The sequence below is a fragment of the Nostoc sp. CCY0012 genome, assembly GCF_963920855.1.
GTDB lineage: Bacteria > Cyanobacteriota > Cyanobacteriia > Cyanobacteriales > Nostocaceae > Cyanocohniella.
The window spans coordinates 21,273-42,099 of the sequence record NZ_CAWUDM010000053.1 but is presented as its reverse complement, the minus strand read 5'-3'; the positions used below and the strand labels follow the sequence as shown (position 1 = coordinate 42,099).

Sequence of the window (20,827 nt, the reverse complement as noted above, 5' to 3'; positions counted from 1 at the left end):
ATTAGACCCGTTTTTATAAACTTGAACACCCTTACAACGTGGGCATTGTGGGCGAATAGCCTCCATCCTTGTTACCTCGTAGCATCTTTTTGATTTCTGGTGGTGTCTGACCATCTGCGATCGCACTCTCTACAGCTGATTTTTTTTCCCGTGCCTTTGGGGAGTTAACACTGCCAATGTAGACCCGGTTTTTCTTCCTGCCGTCCATCCAGCAGTAACGATAATACCAATATTTATTTTCGGCTCGTTCTACCCAGTAGCGTTCTACCCAGTGGGTATCGTGTTGGGGCGCAACATGGTTGTGTAACTTTTTTTCTCGTTTTTTTCTCGGTGGCTTCAACCACTCAAGGGGTCTAACAAGTAACTTGAATATCTTCCATGAGTACTGTTTTACTACTTGAATGACTCTGTTTTCTACTAGCTGATTAAAAATATGCTTGAGGTAATTATGTGAGTAGCCTTTACCTCTAACCTTAGCCACCCAGTTATTAAATTCTGCTAAATCTGGCTCTATTTCGGCTGATATTTGTGCCTGCCTACTTAACCATTGCCATAGAGATTTAGCAGCGGGGCAAATATGATGTTGGTAACAGAATGCGTCGTGTTCTTCTGACCAAGCAAGATTGATTTTTAGTGTATTTTCTGTCATGATGATGTTAATTGAATTTAGCTACTTAGCCACCGCGAACTGTAATTTTTGGTGGCTATTTGCATTTCTTATGTCTGATGCGTAGAGGCGATAGCGTAAGCGCTGACTTGTCAGTTCGCCTGCGATCGCAAAAAATAAACCGTCCTTACCTAAGCAGGCAAGGACGGTTTATTCTTCTTTATCCAGATCCTCGGTCAATTCGTGAAGTTCATTTAACCTAGTCTCTAATTCACTAGCTTGAATTTTGTGATATGCCAGCTGTCGCTCAGTTTCCTTGATTAGCTGGCGAACGATTTTCCCAGAGATTCGGTTTTCTGTCCCTTCTCCAAATCCAAAGGTATTTGTTTGTTGGCGATTCTCTCCACTAATTCTGATCTTGTCATTCCCAGACTGACAGCCATCTGGCGAAGTGCTTCCCATGATTCGGGTGTTACTCTGAGAGTTCCTGATATCGCCACTTTCCCGCTTTTTGGACGACCTGTTTTCGGCATCTGTTATCCCCATAATCGACCCCTCAATTATCACACATCTAAAAGTATATAATTAACTTGCACTTTTAGACGTGCGGTATTAATATCATAACTATACTTCCATAAGTATAAAAGTCAAAAGCAATTCTTGCACATTGCAACTTGCTCCCCAACGCCTAGACCTCGCGTTGCAAATTGGAGCAAGCACCCACGCCTAGACCTTGCGTGGACACACCCTGAATTTAGTGAAAAGCTCAAAGCGCGCTGCAATCCCAATAGTGCAACGCGCCAAATTCTACCTACTCAAAGGATTGTACTATGACCAAACCCGTTGGTTACTACACCAGCTATACGCCTGGTGATGGTTCCTACCTGGAATCTCTACAGGATAGCTATGGAGCGACATTCGAGAAGATGACCAAGCGAGAAAAGTTTTATTTGGTGAGTGCGATCGCCTCTCAACTCTGCGTTGAATCCACTGGCGAAACACGCACTGAGATTTATGAACTCGGTTACGAGATAAATCAGCAGCTAGGAGTTAGCGATCGCGCCGGACTAATTGAAGCACTCATTGCCCAAATTCGCTGGAGTCCTACAAATGGAGTCACAACTGTACACCACGCCTGAGGCATCCAAAGAAACAAACATTCCTGAAAGCACAATCCGCTCTTGGTTGACCCGGTATCCTGACATATTTCAGATGAACATTCATCTTGTCATGGACGAACACAGCCAAAAATTGTGGACGCAAGCCGGAATTGAGATGTTGCGATCGCGTCGTGGTGCGTCGAAAAATGCAACAGATGACGTTGCAAATTCTGACTCAGAAACCGACGCAACCAATGTACTTGAATCACTGCTTGAAGAAAGTGCAACTCAACTTGCACGCGAATATTGGCGACTGCTTCCCGGTCGAGTGTTGCACCGTATCAAGCAGATGCGGGAAAATCCCACACCCGAAGAACGGCAAATAGTCACAGTTTCAGTTCGTGCAGCCGTTGAAGCTGGAACAGAGCATCTACTTTTACCCAGTTATCAGCCAATGCTACTGGAGGGAGGAGATGAAACAGACTAAACAGCAGCCAAACGCCGGAAAAGTTGTACCGTTCACAGGTGAATTTTACCCGGTCATAGACTCCACACCCACAGCAGATAAAACACCAGCCTATTTGGTGATCATCGCCGCTGCATTGGTAGCAGGTTTAAGCCTGGGGGCAATTTTCACATATCAAAGTGCGGATCAAGTGCAGCTGCGTGAGATGAAGGCACACAGCCAGCAACTTGAACAAGTCAAAAACCAAGTTTGTAGATAGGAGTCACCAATGGGAATCTTGGCAAGAATCACCAACCGGAACAAATCCGGCAATGGCAACACCAACAATCAATCAAGGCTAGCAACAGGCGGCCATGCCATTGATAAAGATCAGGTACTGTCCCCCACACATCAGACTGTAATCAATCCGATGAATCCTGGCACATGGCAAACTGTGCGGACAGCGCCCATCAATGACACACCCCGATATTTTACCAAACAAGAGGCTGATACCCTCAAGCAGCTAGCTACTAAAAAGGTTGAAGGTGCAAGGCAATCGCAACGGGCTTATAAATCCCTGAAAAAAATAGAAAATGCTGATTCTCAAGTTCATAAGCACCACCGTAACTACATCAGGGGTGCGGCTGACTCTGAGTTGAATAAAAAACGGGCTGATGCAGCCACAGGGAGACATTTGCACACACTCAGACCGGAGTATGCAAGGTTAGGAATTGGACTTGACCGCGCCGAAAACCGAGCCGAACAACGGATTAACGAGCTAAAAGCCAAAGTTAAGGAATCTTATTAGGGGGCGAAATGGGAAAAGTTAAGAAAGTAAAAGGGTTATTGGACGACTTCATCGCAGAAGTGAAAGAACACGATCCAGTCCAGGAACCCGGATTTGTCGATGTTGGCAAGTTTCCTCCAGAAATCAAGGAGAAAATTCATCAAAACTTCGATGACATGATGGACGCAATTTACGACTTAGTACAAGGTAAGAAAGAGTAATGGCTAGGGCGGTACACCTGGGGGCTTGGTTCCTGTTGGGGTGTATCGCCTCTAGTTTCGTGGCGTGGCTAGGGGCGTTACATCCTGCTTTGTTTCGGGTGATGTGGGTTGTCTACATCATGTCTTGTGCCTCGCTGGGCATTGCATTAATTACTGATGATGCTGTGAGGCAATTTCTCAAATTATCCGAGGCTGATTATTATGCGCTGCTGATTGCGATCGCATCAGCAATTATTTTGGGAGGGCTGCTGTCATGGCTGATAGGTGGTTAAAGACCAGTTGCTTGCTTGCTAGTGCATCGGCATTTTGGCTGGCTGCACTTTCACCCATTCCCAATATTGCAAGAGCCGCAACCTATGGGTTAGCTATCACAGCATCAGTTCAGTTAGTTCAAGAATCACGGCGATTGATGGTACAGGATGCCAGACGGGCCGCGCTGCTGATTATGAATCGAGAATTGGAACATATAGAAATTGCATTGCACACCCAGCAACAGGAACAAGCGCTGTATGAGGTGTACGGCGCATACCCGCCGGAAGTTAAAGACGAACTAACTAAAAGCCTAGAACACTTATATCAAGAACCAAGTGCAAATCATGATCATGAGTCAAGTGGGTCTACTTCCACTTCCACTTCCGACAAATCACTATACCGGGTAGTAAAAGCCTTGTTGGAAGCTGGCAAGTCTGAAACCTTTGTGATTGAGGAAGTATTGAAACTGCGCGGCCGTCGTTTTGCAGAAGGTCAAGCGCGACTGCGGCAGCTGTTAGAGGAGGGTCAACGCAACGAATGGGATTAAGCGATCGCACCAGGAGCATTGGAGGGCGATCGCACATTGTTGATCAGTTTGGAGTTTTACCTTGCCAAAATACCAAATTTTTAGATGAATAAACCGATTACTGTTCCTATTTGGGAAAAAAAACTAGGCAAATTTTACCTAATGGAATACCCAAAAGCACCGAATTATCTAAATTGTGCAATTGGTTATTCAAGCGACGAGGAAGAGGAAGATGATGATGAGCAGATTAGGAAATGAAGAAACATCGCTGTATCCGGTCGTGCATGGAATTGAGAAAAATATCAAACTACTTCAACAACTCGGACGCTTAAGCAAAAAATAACCGCCTGATGAGCCGGCTTAACTCACCGGCGAAACGTGAGCGCTGCTCACGTCGCGGTCTGAGTCCAAATCAGACGCACAGCACAATAAACCAGTAACTTAGGGCTTTTTAACCGAATCAAGCTGCTTGGCTTTTTGCTATTCCTAAGCTCGGTTACTGGTTGTGTCTGTTTCCCTGTCAACACGCCTTGAGAGTGAAGCAAGCTGTTAGGGCTTACGGGTGATTCATAGGCTGATAAGGGATTGCATTAAAACACCCAGGAGAACAATTAAAGATGATTAGAGTTCTGGGACTTGATGTAAGCAAGTCCTCAGTTTCGGCTTGTCTGCTAACAGAAAAACCGATCCAACCAAGACAATTTTATTACGAATGTCCGTTTCGTTGCTTGAGTGCCAACAGTGCGGGAATTAAACAACTTTTGGAACTCAAGCCGGATATTGCGATCATGGAGCCAACCGGCACAAATTACAGCAAACTTTGGGGGACACATTTGGCACGTGCCGGGGTTGAAGTCAGGCTAGTTGGGCATAAAGAATTGAGGAGTTATCGCCAACACCATCTAGCATTACCTGATAAAGATGATGATGCTGATTCTCTGGCACTGGCTTGTTACTACTTCGATTATCACCAAGAGCCACGGCGTTTTGTGCAAATTCGAGACTTAACGATCGTTCGCATTCGGGAACTAGTCTTGAGACTGTGCCACCTTAACCGTGTTCAAAGCCCTATCATTAACCGCATCCGGCAAGATTTGGCTTGGCAGTTTCCTGAAGTTGCCCTAGTGCGATCGCAACGACTAAAAGCTGGTAAAGTGCCTTTACTTTGGGGATGGTTAGCGGGCGAACGTAAAAGCAGCCGCTATGACCGAATTTATAAAAACACTGTGGGATTGGGACTTAGTGACACAGTTCGTTATCACGCCGAGCGATTGTGTAATCTTCATCGTGAAGAATTAGCCATTGAAGAAGAATTACACCAATTGCTTGCTGATGATAGGTTTAGGCTATATCTCGAAGTTTTCCACAGGTTTGGCTTTGGCGAGCGTCTGCAAGCTATTCTCATTTCTCAGATTTACCCACTATCAGGATTTTTGGGAGAAGACGGTAAACCGGAGGTAAAAATCCGCAAGGGTCGAAACTCCCATAAACCAACTAAACGGCATTTGTCACTGAGGAGATTTCAGAAAGCTTTGGGCGTGGCTCCGTCACTGGAGGCATCCGGCGATATCAGAAAAGCCAAGATGGTTGGGGGGTCTGATTTATGTCGTATGGCTTTGTGGCAATGGGTTTTCACCAGAATTGAGGTGAAGCGATCGCGCCTGAAAAATGACATTGGTGAAATTTTGGGCGAGAAGCTGGACACTGAAAAAGCAGCGGGTCGTCCGGTGAAGCTGGTGCGAATGAAAATTGCTGCGATCGCAACGCGTTTACTGTTTAGGGCGTTGGTGAAGGTGATTAGGGATGAGCAATAAAGATATGTTTTACGTTTTTCCTGTTTACTACGTTGAATATGCCGGCCATATTCATGAAGTCCTGCCAGAAAAGGATCTTCATTTGTATGGCTTTAATCCGGCAGAGGCTTTGTATTCCTCCAAAAATGCAGACGAATGCTGGGAATGGATTTATAGCCACTACCCAGACGATACGATTGATCCTCAGTACGGCTTTCAAAAGTGACTAGAGTGAATAGCATGATCAAAGTTTAACGGTTTTGGATATTTGATTGTTTCACGGCACTACGACTACCAAAAAGATGAGCATAAACATAAAAAAACTCGCAGCCTAAAAGAAAGATGCCGCAGGTAAAATAAATCCAAGTTAATAGAATCATCACGCTGCCAATCACGCCATAAGATAGAAAATGGCTACCGATGGTAATAACGCTGTTGCTAACTAATTGTTGTAATACCGCCAATAACAAGGCGGTGAATATAGCACCTAACCAGACATCACGCCAATGAATATAAACAGATGGCAAAATTTTAAACAAAATACAGGCAGTTACAGCCAGAATCAAAAAAGATGAGCTGCCTTGAAGACCTTTGGCTAATTGTAGTTCGTCAATCTTGATAAAGGAGAAGATTTCCCGAAAGTTTGCCACCAGTTCCAAGATAGTTTTGATGACAATATTGGAGATTAATGAAGCTAAAAGTAATAAGCCAGTGCCAATTACTAACAAAAAAGCCAAGAATTTTTCCACAACAAAGGAAAGCAATGTTCTGCGAATTGAGTTGTTATTTGTATTAGGCGATCGCCAAATTCTATTTACTGAACTACTGAGAACAGAAAAAACTGTACTGGCTGTCAATAAGAGCAAGCCAAAGCCAACGATTCCGGCTCCAGCACTACTTTGATTGAAGGAAATAATGGTTCCTTTAACAAGATCGTGAACGTCTGGAGGTAGATACCGTTCTATAGCTAATATGATGCTTTGAAAAGCTTCAGTATGAGGTTCAATCAGCGACCCCATAATACTCAAAATGACCAAAAGTATGGGAAACAGTGAAAAAAGAGCATGGTAAGATAAAGCTGCTGCCATACCAGAGCAATTGTCTTGGTTCCACTTTTGCCCTGTTTGGATAAGCAGTTGAGTTGCTTTTGAGGGCAAGATATTACATCGAATAAATTGAATCATATTATTGATTCTTGATTCTTATTTTTTTCAACTTAGGACTTACTCACTCGCTACGAAAATCAAGGCTTTGAGATTGCTTCCCTATGGTCGCAATGACGAAAATACGTGGTTGGTTACGTAAGTCCTGTAACTAAGGGAACTCCAAAAACTACTCAATTATTACATCAAATTTCTTCTCCCCAATTGGGAAGTTATTCATAGTGTTATGGGGGCGATTGGTTCAATTTCCGGGTCATATCCGCCAATTTGATTAGTTCGCAATACCCAAATAGTTGCACCATGATCCAGGAAAATTTTGATTAAGGTATCACTAGCAAGCCTGGGTAACATTGTCCGCCAACTGCCCAAACCCATAATCAAATTGCGGAGTGGTTCATCTTCTAAAGTGCTGCCCAGATTGTACTCATTTTCTTCCCAACCTGATTGAGCAGCACTCAAGAGTTGCAACTTGAGTTTGATTTTTCTACCCAGCCTGAGGAGTTCTTTAAATTGTTGTGCCTGTTCGGGATTATCTTTACTCCATCGACGCAGAGATTCTATATTGGCGCGAACCTGTTGTTTCATCTGGCGCATACTAGTGAACAAAGCTTGATTGGAATCTTGGGCGCAGTTATTGGCAAGTCCGACGTAAGTGCCTCCGGTGCCGTCGCCGATGCGATAACGCGCTGTCATCACCTCTAGTTGCAACATGATCAAATCCAGTGGTGAATGCTGCCCAGAGGCAAAGTTATAGTAGCCAGTTAAAGCATCGTGTTTGATTAAAATGTCACAAACTGGTCTAGTACCAACCCAACCAAATTGGCGATCGCCCATATAGCGAGACCAGTGAAATGTGCCGGCAATTAGACCATCTGTATTGTGAGTATAGACCTGATAATAGCGGACATCGAAGCGTAGATCATCGCTGAGTGGGTCACGAATCACTTGCGCTAAACCCAAGGCAAAATGTCCAAAGAATATCGGTGTTTTAGCAGCAGGTTCGGCTTTTTTACCGCCAATGCCACCATAAACATGAATCAATAGTGCGCGATCGCCTTCTTGCCAATTATTAATGGCATTTTGAATTGCTGGAGGTGAAATGTTCTTATTTGCTGTGCATAATACAGATGAGATGCGCCCTTTTTGCGCCTTAATATCTGCCCAACAGCGTTTGCGAAGGTAGCGGTAAGATGCTTGTTTGCCAAACACAACTTCACCTGGTTGCAGGCGAAATAAAGCCCGCGGTGCTAAAGACTGCACCACAAATCGACCTTGAGCATCCTTGGCACCGTAGATATACCAACCTGTATCATTAAAAATAGACTTTTCTAAATCACGGGTAGTAGATGGGGAACTACCTTGATTGGCGGAAATCACGACTTCTGGTAAGCGGACGATTTCTGCTGTGCCATTAAACTCACGCACCGCAGAGTTAAAGTGAACTACCCGAAATTGATCGGTATTAGCAATGGGCTGGATAAACTTTACTAGTGCATAGAAGCGCCCAGTAATTTGCACTGGCTGATTGCAAATGCCAAGAGAAATAGGGAGATAAGATAAGGAAGTAGAAGCATCAGAAGATTGCCACGTTTCCAAACTTTCAATACCAGTTTGTTCAATTTCCACAGGTTCATTGAGCATCACAACTATGTCATCTATGGGATGAGAACCTGCAAGTGATTCGAGAGGGTCAACTTGTTGCCAATGATTGAGACGTTCTGGGTGAATCAGTCCTTCGTATTTGCTGGAGTACTCGGCATCGGGACTAAAGTGAACATCGTGAGTTGTTACTTGCCGCAAATGTTTGACAAATGAAGTATTAGCCCAACGTAGTCTGACAGTTTTTCCCACTAAATGCTGATAATCAGCAGGGGCATGATGTACTTCAAATAGAACACCTTTGATAATTGACCGAGCCTCACGATGCGGTAAAATCAAACGACCCATCCAAGGTGCGATCGCTTGATATTCTGGCCCATTAACTGTCTGATTCAAAGGGTAATAGGCAGTATCGTTAAAAGCAGCTTGTTTATAGTGTGCGTAACTACTTAGCTTGACAGGAAACCTTTCTTCTGGTTGCAGTAGATTTCCTTGCAAAATTTGCACAATGACTTCAACAGTGTGTTGTAGATTGCTGCGGCCATTGGACAAAAATTTTTCCGGGTCCATATACCCCCCAGGAACCTGATGCCCTAATGCTCCTATGGACAGAATCGAGATTTTGCCCTTGCGTTTTGCCCGATTCCAATAAGACAAGGGAATCATTTTCCAGCGTCCAGGAAACATCAGCACACCTAACTGCTGCACGACATCCTGATCGCCCATCAAATAATATAGATGTTCTAGCTTCAGATAATTGTTGTTAGCACTCATCACACCACCCAGGGATATCACATCAATGGGCGCTCTCAGTGCTTGTCTTAAGTAAGGCGCAGAAGCCACAGCCATCTGTCCACCGCCACTGTAGCCAATCAAGGTAATTGGTGTCAGGCTGTTTATTTGGTAGCCTTGTGCAACTAAGCCATTGTAAAGTACCTGGGCAATACCCCGGTTGTAGATGGGGCCATAGCGCTGATCGGCAGACACAGCCACAATTAAAACGTTCCGCAGGTTCACTAACATTCCCAGTAATGCCTGAGGATTTTGCCAACGCAACTTGTCTGCTAGTTGCCACAGAAAAGCTAATGGTCGGTCTTCATGTAGAGGCTTATTTAAGACGGAATACATCATCAGTCCCCGCACCAGTTTCACATCCTGGGGTAGCTCATCTGCTAACACCGTGAGAAAATCTTCGACGTCGGGTGTATATGCCTCACCTGACTGTCCAACGCCATCTAGATAGATGATGTAGCGAGAAAATGGTTTGCCATTGTTGCTTTGTGGCTCTTGAGGTTCAGCAAGAGTAGCATTGAGTGAAGTCTCGTCTACTTGTTCACCAAACCATCCTGCCCACCATCCTAAGGTTTCAAAGGGTGCTAACAATCCTGAAAAAACCAAAGCAATCACGCCAATCCATCCCAAATCAAACATTAACCGCGAGAATCTAGGTAGTGTTTGATACCAACCAAATACCCCGCTGCGAATAGGTCGCAGTAGAAAACTCACGACAACAAACAACGCAATTAAACCCAACAAACTCAACAGCAGCTTCATGGGTTGAGGAATGCTGTTGGCTTGGTGAGATAAATGAATAAAGCGATCGCTTGTATGAGTTCCTGGAGTAAGAGTGACCCTCGCAGCAGGTGTGGGTTGAACAGTAACTCCTTGAGTACTTTGAGAATGGGAGCGACCTCTGGACGGAATTAAATTTTGCACCTCAGGGAGAGTAGTTTGGGAAGCCGCAATCAGTGGTGAAGGAACTGTTTCCAAAAAGGCAGACCTGATTTTTTCGGCAATTTCTTCACGATTTGCCGCCAAATTTACACCCGCAACTCGATTGGCAATTACTTTACCCAATTGGGCAATGGGCTGACCAATGGTATTTTCTAAAATTTCTTTAACAAACCAGCCAACTGCTACATAACCAAAGGAAAAGCTGAGATCGATGTTAGCAATAGCACTAAATCCCACGACCATTGCTAACAAGTTCCAGATTGACAAGATTCTTAAAAGCGGAAAGCCCAAGTAAGGTAAAGCGCCTAGAAAGCTAAACAGTAATGGTGCGTAGCCCAGCCCAAGAACAATCAATAAAGTGGTAAACGGTATATAAACTGACCAAGGAAGCAAACAAATTAACCAGGTACTCAGTACTAGGAACAGAAATTCAAACAAAGATAAAATCGCGCTGACTAATAAACTCCAAACAAAGCGCAGCGGTTGGACACGGTTAATAAATAAAATAATACTTTGAGCGATGGCCAGTGATAATTGCGACAGCAAGACCACGACAATGGCCAACATCAAGCCTCTCGGTAAGGTGGCAACTTTTTGGAACACTTCGCCGTTCAGTACAAAAACCCAGCCGAGAATTTCCCAAACGCGATCCATTGCTGTAGATGTCATAGGCGCTGTTATCACTTTGGCAGAGAATGAGGAGTAGATAATGGGAAATAGAAATTAATACTGTTCAGTGGGATGACGATGTTGCCCAAGTTGATAAAGCAACAGCAATGCCACAATAGTTCCCACTAATCCAGCTGCGATCGCATTCACCATTGCTTGAATAGCAATCATATTTGATGGGGTAATTATTGCTCCTTGAGTCACCATCGTGGTAGTTTGATTGGGAGTAATCATGGTGGAACCTTGAGGCATAATCAACATTTTAAATGTCAATGTACCTACTTGCGACAAGGCAATTAGTACTGCCATCGCCATTATGCCGATGTTGGCAAGTAGTCCCAGCTTGAGATTTTGACTCACCTGAGACTTGGCTGGACGCAGATGTGGACTTTCTAATTGATTTGCCAATTGTGTGTAGCGGAAACACCAATAAATACTGAATAATAGAATCACCAAACAGGCGATCGCTAACCATAAACCAAAGGAAAGTCCGCTCCTCTGCTGCTGTCGGGGATTAAACAGAACAGATGCAACTACCACGAGGATCGGAATGAACCCCAGTAAGGCTTGCAACCAGAAGCCAATCCAGCCTAGCCAGCGCAAAGAATGGGCAATCTGCCGGGGAGTTGGACTAGCCGCTTCAGGATTGAGGAAATCAAACATAGGATTTACTGCTTGAGAAGAGGGCATCAGATATCCAATGCGCCAAAATCTGATGCAATTCCAAAAATCACTGACTTGGATGAACTACAAACTTATGGACAGAACAAGCACAAAATGGACACATCCAAATAACTCTCTTATAGAGCAACTAAGTTAGTCAGCAGCACAACTTATCAATATGTAACAAAAATTTAACCTATTCCCTACTCCCCACTCCCTGATTACTGAGCGTAGTCGGTCAGGCGATCGCCTAAAATTTCTAGCAGATGAGTAATTAAATCGGCATGAGTGAAACTACAGACACAATTTTCAGTAAAATTATTCGCCGCGAAATTCCCGCGAATATAGTTTATGAGGATGATTTAGCTTTAGCATTTACAGACGTTAACCCCCAAGCACCAGTTCATATCCTGGTCATTCCCAAGAAACCTATTATTAAGTTAGCTGATGCTGAACCTGAGGATCAGGCTCTTTTAGGGCATCTTTTATTAACAGCCAAGCACGTTGCCGCAGAAGCTGGATTAAAAAACGGTTATCGCGTTGTCATCAATACCGATGTTGATGGTGGTCAAAGTGTCTACCACTTGCATTTGCATATCCTCGGAGGACGGCGGATGGACTGGCCTCCTGGTTGATCTAACTAGATGAATCGTGTCTTGAGATGCGATTCATAAAAAAAACAAATCAATCTAATAATTAAAACTTAATGAAAATTGCTTTACAAAACTCAATTTCTCCTCTAAGGTTGTAAACAAGTAGGCAAGTTTACCTACCTCATACATAAAAACCAAAGCAATCATAGAAATATGACCACTACCTTACAACAGCGTCAAAGCGCTAACGTATGGGATCGCTTCTGCGAGTGGATCACCAGCACCGACAACCGGATTTACATCGGTTGGTTCGGCGTTCTCATGATCCCAACCCTACTAGCTGCTACCACCTGCTTTATCATCGCCTTCGTTGCCGCACCTCCAGTAGACATCGATGGTATCCGTGAACCAGTAGCTGGTTCATTGATCTACGGAAACAACATCATCTCTGGTGCAGTTGTTCCTTCATCCAACGCTATTGGCTTGCACTTCTACCCAATCTGGGAAGCTGCTTCCTTAGATGAGTGGTTGTACAACGGTGGCCCTTACCAATTGGTAATTTTCCACTTCTTGATCGGTTGCGCTTGCTACCTAGGTCGTCAGTGGGAACTATCTTACCGTTTAGGTATGCGTCCTTGGATCTGTGTAGCTTACTCTGCGCCTTTGGCATCAGCTACAGCAGTATTCTTGATCTACCCCATCGGTCAAGGTTCATTCTCAGACGGTATGCCTTTGGGTATCTCCGGAACCTTTAACTTCATGATCGTGTTCCAAGCAGAACACAACATCTTGATGCACCCCTTCCACATGTTAGGTGTGGCTGGTGTATTCGGCGGTTCTTTGTTCTCCGCAATGCACGGTTCCTTGGTAACTTCATCCTTGGTACGTGAAACCACGGAAACCGAATCACAAAACTACGGTTACAAATTCGGACAAGAAGAAGAAACCTACAACATCGTTGCAGCCCACGGCTACTTCGGTCGGTTGATCTTCCAATACGCATCATTCAACAACAGCCGTTCCTTGCACTTCTTCTTGGCTGCATGGCCAGTAATCGGTATTTGGTTTACCGCACTGGGTATCAGCACAATGGCGTTCAACTTGAACGGTTTCAACTTCAACCAATCAGTAATTGATTCTCAAGGTCGCGTCATCGCTACTTGGGCAGACGTAATCAACCGCGCTAACTTAGGTATGGAAGTAATGCACGAGCGTAACGCTCACAACTTCCCCCTAGACTTGGCTGCTGGTGAAGTTGCACCTGTTGCATTGACTGCACCTGCAATCAACGGTTAATCCTCAAAGCTTAGTTGCATAAGAAACGCCTCCTGGAAACGGGGGGCGTTTTTTCGTATATTTTTATATTTGTGAAGATTATTTTTAACCACAGAGGGCGCAGAGAACACAGAGTTGAGAGAAGCATTAAGAATGGAGAAACTTCATATATGAGAGTTGATGTTGACTCAAAAATCCCCTATTATACTTGGTTTTCATTCAAAGTTCTGGGTATTTTACTCCTGGCTTCGGTCTTCGCTTCGATGGGAACTATTCTTTACGGTTTGATTATTGCTCATCAGGTTGTTTCTTTACCTGAAGTTTTCTTGTTTGCAGGACAGCATTATTTTGGAGTACTAATGTAATTTCGGCTTTGCTGTTTGGTATAGCGCATTTACCTCAATTTGCATTCATGATGAGTGGATTATCATTCATCGTTATTGGGGCCGTATTGCTGCAAAATGGTATCGTAGGATTAATTTTTGGGTGGTTGTACTGGCACAGAGGGTTGCTCACTGCTATGTTGGCTCATATTACTGCCGATATTGCTATTCATTTGATTGTTCCGACATTTTTTGCCTAAAAACGCTGTACACCAACACTGTTGTACGGAAACGAATTCAAGCATTGATTCCACAGTCCTCTAGCCTTTATTCTGGGCGGACGAGGACATCCACCCCACAATGATTATTTTTATGTGGCCAATTAGCTTGGTCGAGCTACTAACCAATAGTCCAATTCCATAAAGATGATAGTCCGCGAAAAATGTCATCATAGTTAAGTTGAGAAAATACTGGAGATAAGACTACGGTTTACGCACGTCCTTTAGCACGGTTAATTGAGCAATTGCAACGCCTACCAGGAGTTGGCCCCAAATCAGCCCAACGCCTAGCTTTGCACATCCTGAAGCGCCCAGAAGCAGAAGTAGAAGCTTTAGCACAAGCTTTGATTGAGGCGAAAAAGCAGATAGGCTTGTGTTCCGTTTGCTTTCACCTATCTGCTGATCCTGTTTGTGAAATTTGTCGCAATCCTAACCGTGACAATACCTCTATCTGTGTGGTTGCGGATTCTCGTGATTTGATTGCACTGGAAAAAACCCGCGAATATAAAGGCAAGTATCATGTCTTGGGTGGTGTGATTTCCCCTATTGATGGTATTGGCCCAGAACAGCTAACTATCCAAGCTTTGGTGCGGCGGGTGAGTCAGCAAAAAACTCAAGAAGTGATTTTGGCAATTAGTCCGAGTATAGAAGGGGAGACGACAACCCTGTATATAGGTCAACTACTGAAACCATTTACCAAAGTGACACGAATAGCTTTTGGTTTACCTGTGGGTGGTGATTTGGAGTATGCCGATGAAGTGACCTTGGCAAGAGCCTTGGAAGGGCGGCGGGAGTTAGATTAAGTTTTGTTGACAATTCCCACGGATGGATTTAACAAATTCGCTGTTGTGGATTCTTGCTGTCTGTCCCAGTGGCGGTACAGTTAATTACCTGGGCATGTGTTGAATTTCAGGTAAAACTGCAACGCTTTGAGACTTACATGGTTTAGTGTTGTGAGAATTTCTTCACTGTCAACACTCTCAACCAATGGTTTGGGACAAGAAGCATACCACCAGGGTCGATTTAGCGTTCTCCTGCTTTTTCAATAGTTTCGATCACAGCCAAGCCTATACCGGAAGCTGCAATTAGCAGTACTGCTGATAGCAAATAGGCGTTGGTAAATATCCGAAGGGCATCTTCAAAGAAAATGTAGGTGGTCATTGCTTCACCTTTTGAAATGTATGCTACTGGTACTGTTTATTTCTCCACTTGCCGAGTTAATAATTCCCGTGGAAAAATTACTAGCAATAGCATCTTAACAAAACTTTAGCTCTTTCATCAGACTGCTAAGATTTTTTTTGCTGAAGATTCGATGAATTTTTGGGAATTTTTGTCCTAGACAATACAGAAAAAGCTTTAATGTAAAAATAATGGCTAGAAAAATGACCGTAATTAATTTATTTTTTGAGTAAATTTAATTACATTTTTTATGAAAAAATGATAAACCTATTAAATTTAGAAATATTGACACAACGGCTATTATTACGTTCTATATCATTGCAATATCAAGCAGATATCTTTAGAGAATTTACTGAAGAAATTACCACTTATACGTATCCTCGTGTGCCTAAATCAATTTCGGAAACGGAATTATTTATTAATGAGTCGCTGCGAGAAATGGCAAGTGGGGATAACTTGATAGTAGTAATTTTGAAAAAAGATGCTCAAGAATTTTTAGGTTGTAGCGGTATACACAACATAAATAGTAAATATCCAGAACTAGGAATTTGGCTCAAAAAATCAGCGCATGGTAATAGGTATGGACTAGAGACAATTACGGCGCTGAAGGATTGGGCAGAACGTAATTTAGATTCCGAGTATCTTATTTATCCAGTAGATAAGGAAAATATGCCCAGTCGAAAAATTGCTGAGAAGCTAGGGGGACAAATTGTTAAAGAATACGAAAAGACAAATTTGAGTGGTAAAACTTTACATTTGTTAGAGTACAGAATTTTCAAATCATAGAATTTGCTTGATGATTATCCTGGACAAGATACTCATTCAACACACAGACTGGCAGATAAGTCTTCAGGCGTTAATAATTGCTACGAGAGAATTGCAATCAATTTAAACTAAACAGCGCTCAATTGTGGCTAATACAGATTGGGAAAGTGTGGAAAAATCATACCCCCCTTCCAACCCAAAGAGAATTTTACGAGTTAACCCTAAACACGAATCAGTGAACAAGGCATAATCTTCTGGTTGTAAATTGATACTTGCCAAAGGATCGTCGGCATTCGCATCGTAACCTGCACTAACAATCAGTAAATCTGCTTGAAATTTGGCTAAAAATGGGACTACTTTGCTTTCTAATAGTGGTTGATATACAGTAATATCACTGCCAGGAGGTAGAGGTAAATTTAAGATATTTTCATAAAGACCACGTTCAGAAGCTTTGCCAGTACCGGGATAGCAAGGGTACTGATGTAGAGAACAGTAGGCAATGTGGGGATGAGTTTCGACGATCGCCTGGGTACCATTGCCGTGATGCACATCCCAATCGAGAATAGCGACGCGGTTAATATCAGGTTGTTCTAGAGCATATAAAGCAGCGATCGCCGCATTAGAAAATAAGCAAAAACCCATCCCCGCATCACGTTCAGCATGATGTCCTGGTGGACGCGCTAGCACAAAGGCGGGATTTGCTGTGGCGATCACGGTATCAACTCCATCCAGCCAAGCACTCACTGCTAATAATGCCACATCATAACTGCGAGGAGAAATGGCAGTATCACCATCTAAATAACCACCACCAGTGACGGCAATTTCCTGGACTTTGTTAATGTACGCTTGAGTATGCGCTTTTACCAGCATAGGCATGAGCGATTGCTTTTCTGCAACTGGAGTAGGCGATCGCCAAACAATTTTTTCTGCAAAGTCTGCTGCTTTGAGGGCCTTGACGATAGCTGTCAAGCGTTCTGGGTTCTCTGGGTGGTACCTTCCAGTCTTGTGATCGAGGAACTCATCAGCATAAATGACTGGTAGCATAAGGCGACAAAGTTGGCGGCAGGATACTCAAGCTATTCTATCGTTATTAACAATGCTGCTAGTGAACTACCTACAGTGATGCTTTGCGTACATAGTAGTGTCGCATTGGTCGGGAGACTGTAGTCAACGGTTCAGCGGGCGCTCACCAGAAGCCTTACGAGCAATTCATCTCATCACTTCCGCTATCGCGGTAAGTTAAAGTCCTCTTGCTGTTTAAGCTAATCGTTGTTAATAGTTTCATCGATTGGTTGTTCCAGCATTTCTGGTACTAAAGCGGGGTTTCCTCTGCGTTCTGCTGGTGATTGTTCTCGGATGACATCATCCATTTTTGGAGGGTGTTTGATCATGTCTCGCACTTCAGGACTTAACTTTGATGCTTCACCTTCTGAGTTTTGGGCTTCGTTTTGGTGAGAAGATTCTTTCTGATTCATGAATTTTACCTCTTAGGCATCATGTAAAAATAAGTTGTACAAATTTAATCTGGAGTAGGCTGTGAGCCTTACTTTCCAATTAAAAGTGTTCAAGTTATTTTTGCGCGACTCCTTACTTCTGTCCCCTAGCCTAAGATATATATGTTCTGGCACACACCAAAGTTATTCATGGCACTGCCAAAAATCACCGGAGGCAAAAGTTGTTGCAATGTCCTTATTATATAACTGGAGTTGCTGCAAATAAAAATTTCCCCTCTTTTGATACACAAAACTTGTCCCACCTCTCAGTCAAGAAAAGAATGTCTGTGTTTGTCAAGGTGAATTTTTCATACAAAAATCAAGGCTTTGAGATTGCTTCCCTACGGTCGCAATGACGAAAATACGTGGTTGGTTATGTAAGTCCTGTTTTATTTTAATTTTACAAGTGTTAATTGAGTTGGATTTTGGGGAACTCTATATTCAGTACCTCTACGAGTATTGTCAGTTAAATGGGTAATTCCTGTTTGATTTGACAATGTTGATTATTTCTAAAAATCTAACTTTATATCCAAAAAAATTATTTATGTCAGTGGATAAACGTAGTTTTGGTGAGACTGCTGGTTTAATGATTGGTGTTAACAACCAAGACAATCACTACTTGCAACCCACGTCAGATTCTGTGGGTACTCTTGATAAAAAAAAGGCAACTTTTTCTACGTTTCTTGCTCCCCTAACTCAAGATACTTTTAAACAAGTTGTTACCGACGTAGAGCAAAAACTACAAATTGTGAATCAAACCCTGTCAATGTTAGATTCTCAAGGGTTTGAAACAATTCTCCAAGAAATGTTGCATTCTATCACTTTCAAAACAGGAGAATTACTCGGTGCAGATAGGACAACTATCTTTTTATTAGATGAAGAAAAACAACAACTTTGGTCTATTTTAGCAGCAGGAGAAGGAGAACATTTAGAAATTCGCATCCCAGCCGATAAAGGTATTGCTGGTGAGGTGGCAACTTTTAAAAGAGTCGTGAATATTCCTTTTGATTTCTATCAAGACCCGCGTTCGATATTTGCTCAAGAACAAGAAAAACGCACAGGTTACCGCACCTATACAATGCTAGCTTTGCCACTATTAAATGAACAAGGAAAGTTAGTGGCAGTAGTACAATTATTGAATAAATTAAAGTCGCTCAATCATCTAGAAGTCCCTCTTGGTGAACGCATCGATACTAGAGGCTTTACTACGGCTGATGAACAATTATTTCAAGAATTTGCGCCTTCAATTCGACTGATTTTAGAGTCGTCGCGTTCGTTTTATATGGCGACTCAAAAACAAAGGGCTGTAGCGGCGTTGATGAAGGCAATTAAGTCTTTAAGTCAAAGCAGCCTTGATTTAGAAGATACCTTGAAGCGGGTAATGGATGAAGCCAAGGAACTAATGAATGCTGACCGCAGTACCCTTTGGCTGATAGACCGCGATCGCCATGAATTATGGACTAAAATTACTCAAGATGATGGGTCTAAGAGGGAGTTACGAGTACCTATAGGTAAGGGCTTTGCAGGTATAGTCGCTGCATCTGGGGAAAAGCTCAATATTCCCTTTGACTTGTATGATCATCCAGACTCGGATACAGCCAAACAAATTGACCAGCAAAATGGCTATCGTACTTGTAGTTTACTATGTATGCCAGTTTTCAACGCTGATCAGCAATTGATTGGGGTGACTCAATTGGTAAATAAAAAGAAATCCGGGGATTTTTCCGCCTATAATCCAGCTACTTGGCCCAAAGCCCCTGAATGCTTCCAAGCGAGTTTCGACCGCAACGATGAAGAATTTATGGAAGCTTTTAATATTCAAGCCGGGGTGGCTTTACAAAATGCTCAGTTGTTTGCCACAGTCAAGCAACAAGAACAAATGCAACGGGATATTTTGCGGAGTCTTTCTAACGGTGTGATTTCCACAGATAAAGCTGGGTCAATTATTGCGGCTAATGAAAGTGCTAAACGTTTGTTAGGGTTAGAAGCAGAAGAGCGTTTAGAAGGTAAATTAATTACTGAGGCGATCGCAATTAAAGAGGGTGACTTTAGTAAGTGGTGTCACGATGCCTTACAAGCCGATAATATCAAGCATTGTCAGCAATATTATCCTGATCGTACCCTAGTAAATACTGGTACAGAACAACATAGTATTAATTTATCGATTAACACCATTGCGGATGCTAGCGACCAACAACAAGTCCGGGGGGCGCTGGTGGTGATGGAAGATATCAGCGATGAAAAGCGCCTCAAAAGTACCATGTATCGCTACATGACCCAGGAATTAGCCGAAGAATTATTGAAATTAGATGATGCTAAACTAGGAGGCGATCGCAAAGAAGTTTCGATTTTATTTTCTGATATTCGCGGTTACACCACTTTGACAGAAAATCTGGAAGCAGAAGAAGTGGTAAGTATGCTCAATGAATATTTTGAATCGATGGTAGAAGCCGTCTTTAAACATAAAGGCACTCTAGATAAATACATCGGTGATGCCATCATGGCTGTGTTTGGTTCCCCCCTACCTTTAGAAGACCACGCTTGGATGGCAGTACAAACATCAGTAGAAATGCGCCATCGTTTGCACGAATTTAATCAACGTCGCTACGCCGCTAGTAAGCCGAGAATTAAGATTGGTATTGGCATCAATTCTGATACTGTCATCAGTGGTAATATTGGCTCAAGTAAACGCATGGAATTTACCGCCATTGGTGACGGTGTTAACCTGGGTTCACGCTTAGAAAGTGTGAGTAAACAATATGGTTGCGATATTATTCTCAGTGATAATACTTTTAAACCTTGCCAAGAACATATTTGGGCTAGAGAACTAGATTACATTCGGGTTAAAGGCAGAAACGAACCAGTAGCCATTTACGAATTAGTCGGTTTGCGTTCTGATCCTGTTAGTAGCGAAAAATTACAAGTAATTGAACATTATCACAAAGGGCGTGAACATTATCTTGGTCGTAATTTCACTTATGCTAGGGCTGAGTTTGCCAAAGTTTTAGCTGTGGATAATCAAGATAAAGCAGCAATGTTGCATCTTTTACGTTGTCAACATTGGTTACAATCACCTCCGACAGATTTCGATTGGGATGAAGGTGTTTGGACATTCCAAGAAAAATAGCAATAAATTTATTTTATGAGCGCACTTGGCGGTATAGGTTACACGCTATGTGGCCGGTTGTTGTCAAATAACTGCATTAGTCGGTTTACCGAACTACATTAAGTGGGGTTTGCCGTACTTTTTTTGATATATATTTAGGTTCGGTAATCATCATTAAGAAGTGATAAAAGCCGAATTTACACTAATTTTGTTTTTGCCTAGGATAGAAGCATAAAACTCAAGTTTGTCAGTCATA

24 protein-coding genes are annotated in these 20,827 nt (G+C 42.9%); 16 read left to right on the top strand and 8 right to left on the bottom strand.

The window, feature by feature from the left end:
- Positions 1-31 precede the first annotated feature (31 nt).
- Positions 32-649, bottom strand: a complete 618-nt coding sequence (locus ACM0OS_RS16615; protein WP_414544302.1) for a hypothetical protein — start codon at positions 647-649, stop codon at positions 32-34.
- 168 nt (positions 650-817) lie between these two features.
- A complete protein-coding gene (locus ACM0OS_RS16610) occupies positions 818-1,153 on the bottom strand; it encodes a hypothetical protein (protein ID WP_414544301.1) in 336 nt (111 codons plus the stop codon).
- Between the two features lie 284 nt (positions 1,154-1,437).
- On the opposite strand from ACM0OS_RS16610, the gene ACM0OS_RS16605 reads away from it, so the two are divergent.
- The 9 genes from ACM0OS_RS16605 (at position 1,438) to ACM0OS_RS16565 (ending at position 5,957) form a co-directional block, all read left to right on the top strand.
- Positions 1,438-1,746 carry a hypothetical protein gene (locus ACM0OS_RS16605; RefSeq protein ID WP_414544300.1) on the top strand — a complete coding sequence of 103 codons (309 nt, stop codon included), beginning with the start codon at positions 1,438-1,440 and terminating at the stop codon, positions 1,744-1,746.
- Positions 1,718-2,194, top strand: a complete 477-nt coding sequence (locus tag ACM0OS_RS16600; protein ID WP_414544299.1) for a hypothetical protein — start codon at positions 1,718-1,720, stop codon at positions 2,192-2,194. The genes ACM0OS_RS16605 and ACM0OS_RS16600 overlap by 29 nt, the downstream gene beginning before the upstream one ends.
- A complete protein-coding gene (locus tag ACM0OS_RS16595) occupies positions 2,181-2,432 on the top strand; it encodes a hypothetical protein (RefSeq protein ID WP_414544298.1) in 252 nt (83 codons plus the stop codon). The genes ACM0OS_RS16600 and ACM0OS_RS16595 overlap by 14 nt, the downstream gene beginning before the upstream one ends.
- A gap of 9 nt (positions 2,433-2,441) precedes the next feature.
- Positions 2,442-2,960, top strand: coding sequence for a hypothetical protein (locus ACM0OS_RS16590; RefSeq protein WP_414544297.1), 519 nt, complete (start codon positions 2,442-2,444; stop codon positions 2,958-2,960).
- Positions 2,961-3,019: 59 nt separating this feature from the next.
- Positions 3,020-3,160 (top strand): hypothetical protein, encoded by a 141-nt coding sequence (locus tag ACM0OS_RS16585; RefSeq protein ID WP_414544296.1) that lies wholly within the window; start codon positions 3,020-3,022, stop codon positions 3,158-3,160.
- Positions 3,160-3,432 carry a hypothetical protein gene (locus ACM0OS_RS16580; RefSeq protein ID WP_414544295.1) on the top strand — a complete coding sequence of 91 codons (273 nt, stop codon included), beginning with the start codon at positions 3,160-3,162 and terminating at the stop codon, positions 3,430-3,432. The genes ACM0OS_RS16585 and ACM0OS_RS16580 overlap by 1 nt, the downstream gene beginning before the upstream one ends.
- On the top strand, positions 3,414-3,959 hold the full coding sequence (locus tag ACM0OS_RS16575; protein WP_414544294.1) for a hypothetical protein: 546 nt from the start codon (positions 3,414-3,416) through the stop codon (positions 3,957-3,959). The genes ACM0OS_RS16580 and ACM0OS_RS16575 overlap by 19 nt, the downstream gene beginning before the upstream one ends.
- A 596-nt stretch (positions 3,960-4,555) precedes the next feature.
- Positions 4,556-5,752 carry an IS110 family transposase gene (locus ACM0OS_RS16570; protein ID WP_414544293.1) on the top strand — a complete coding sequence of 399 codons (1,197 nt, stop codon included), beginning with the start codon at positions 4,556-4,558 and terminating at the stop codon, positions 5,750-5,752.
- Entirely contained in the window at positions 5,742-5,957 is a 216-nt protein-coding gene (locus ACM0OS_RS16565; protein ID WP_414544292.1) for a hypothetical protein, read from the top strand. Before ACM0OS_RS16570 ends, ACM0OS_RS16565 begins: the two co-directional genes overlap by 11 nt.
- Positions 5,958-5,982: 25 nt before the next feature.
- Here ACM0OS_RS16565 and ACM0OS_RS16560 read toward each other — a convergent pair whose 3' ends face one another.
- The 3 genes from ACM0OS_RS16560 to ACM0OS_RS16550 form a co-directional block, all read right to left on the bottom strand.
- A complete protein-coding gene (locus ACM0OS_RS16560; RefSeq protein WP_414544291.1) occupies positions 5,983-6,915 on the bottom strand; it encodes a YihY/virulence factor BrkB family protein in 933 nt (310 codons plus the stop codon).
- Between the two features lie 195 nt (positions 6,916-7,110).
- Positions 7,111-10,896, bottom strand: coding sequence for a CAAX protease (locus tag ACM0OS_RS16555; RefSeq protein WP_414544290.1), 3,786 nt, complete (start codon positions 10,894-10,896; stop codon positions 7,111-7,113).
- A 54-nt stretch (positions 10,897-10,950) separates the two neighbouring features.
- Positions 10,951-11,586: a DUF3611 family protein gene (locus tag ACM0OS_RS16550; RefSeq protein WP_414544289.1), complete on the bottom strand. Its 636-nt coding sequence runs from the start codon at positions 11,584-11,586 to the stop codon at positions 10,951-10,953.
- Between the two features lie 257 nt (positions 11,587-11,843).
- On the opposite strand from ACM0OS_RS16550, the gene ACM0OS_RS16545 reads away from it, so the two are divergent.
- From ACM0OS_RS16545 to recR, 5 genes are all read left to right on the top strand, one after another.
- On the top strand, positions 11,844-12,194 hold the full coding sequence (locus ACM0OS_RS16545) for a histidine triad nucleotide-binding protein (protein WP_414544288.1): 351 nt from the start codon (positions 11,844-11,846) through the stop codon (positions 12,192-12,194).
- Between the two features lie 171 nt (positions 12,195-12,365).
- Positions 12,366-13,448 carry a photosystem II q(b) protein gene (gene psbA, locus ACM0OS_RS16540; protein WP_414543993.1) on the top strand — a complete coding sequence of 361 codons (1,083 nt, stop codon included), beginning with the start codon at positions 12,366-12,368 and terminating at the stop codon, positions 13,446-13,448.
- 149 nt (positions 13,449-13,597) lie between these two features.
- Positions 13,598-13,792: a hypothetical protein gene (locus ACM0OS_RS16535; protein ID WP_414544287.1), complete on the top strand. Its 195-nt coding sequence runs from the start codon at positions 13,598-13,600 to the stop codon at positions 13,790-13,792.
- An 8-nt stretch (positions 13,793-13,800) separates the two neighbouring features.
- Positions 13,801-14,010, top strand: coding sequence for a type II CAAX prenyl endopeptidase Rce1 family protein (locus ACM0OS_RS16530; protein ID WP_414544286.1), 210 nt, complete (start codon positions 13,801-13,803; stop codon positions 14,008-14,010).
- Positions 14,011-14,273: 263 nt separating this feature from the next.
- Entirely contained in the window at positions 14,274-14,831 is a 558-nt protein-coding gene (gene recR, locus ACM0OS_RS16525; protein WP_414544285.1) for a recombination mediator RecR, read from the top strand.
- A 220-nt stretch (positions 14,832-15,051) separates the two neighbouring features.
- Here recR and ACM0OS_RS16520 read toward each other — a convergent pair whose 3' ends face one another.
- A complete protein-coding gene (locus tag ACM0OS_RS16520) occupies positions 15,052-15,189 on the bottom strand; it encodes a hypothetical protein (RefSeq protein WP_414544284.1) in 138 nt (45 codons plus the stop codon).
- 276 nt (positions 15,190-15,465) lie between these two features.
- Here ACM0OS_RS16520 and ACM0OS_RS16515 point away from each other — a divergent pair, with 276 nt between their 5' ends.
- Entirely contained in the window at positions 15,466-15,993 is a 528-nt protein-coding gene (locus tag ACM0OS_RS16515; RefSeq protein ID WP_414544283.1) for a GNAT family N-acetyltransferase, read from the top strand.
- 102 nt (positions 15,994-16,095) lie between these two features.
- Here ACM0OS_RS16515 and ACM0OS_RS16510 read toward each other — a convergent pair whose 3' ends face one another.
- Together ACM0OS_RS16510 and ACM0OS_RS16505 are read right to left on the bottom strand one after the other, a co-directional pair.
- Positions 16,096-17,016, bottom strand: a complete 921-nt coding sequence (locus ACM0OS_RS16510) for a histone deacetylase family protein (RefSeq protein WP_414544282.1) — start codon at positions 17,014-17,016, stop codon at positions 16,096-16,098.
- A gap of 218 nt (positions 17,017-17,234) precedes the next feature.
- Complete coding sequence (locus tag ACM0OS_RS16505) at positions 17,235-17,447, bottom strand: hypothetical protein (RefSeq protein ID WP_414544281.1); 213 nt, start codon at positions 17,445-17,447, stop codon at positions 17,235-17,237.
- A 562-nt stretch (positions 17,448-18,009) separates the two neighbouring features.
- Between ACM0OS_RS16505 and ACM0OS_RS16500 the strand changes: the two genes are divergently transcribed.
- On the top strand, positions 18,010-20,592 hold the full coding sequence (locus tag ACM0OS_RS16500) for a GAF domain-containing protein (RefSeq protein ID WP_414544280.1): 2,583 nt from the start codon (positions 18,010-18,012) through the stop codon (positions 20,590-20,592).
- Positions 20,593-20,827: the final 235 nt, after the last annotated feature.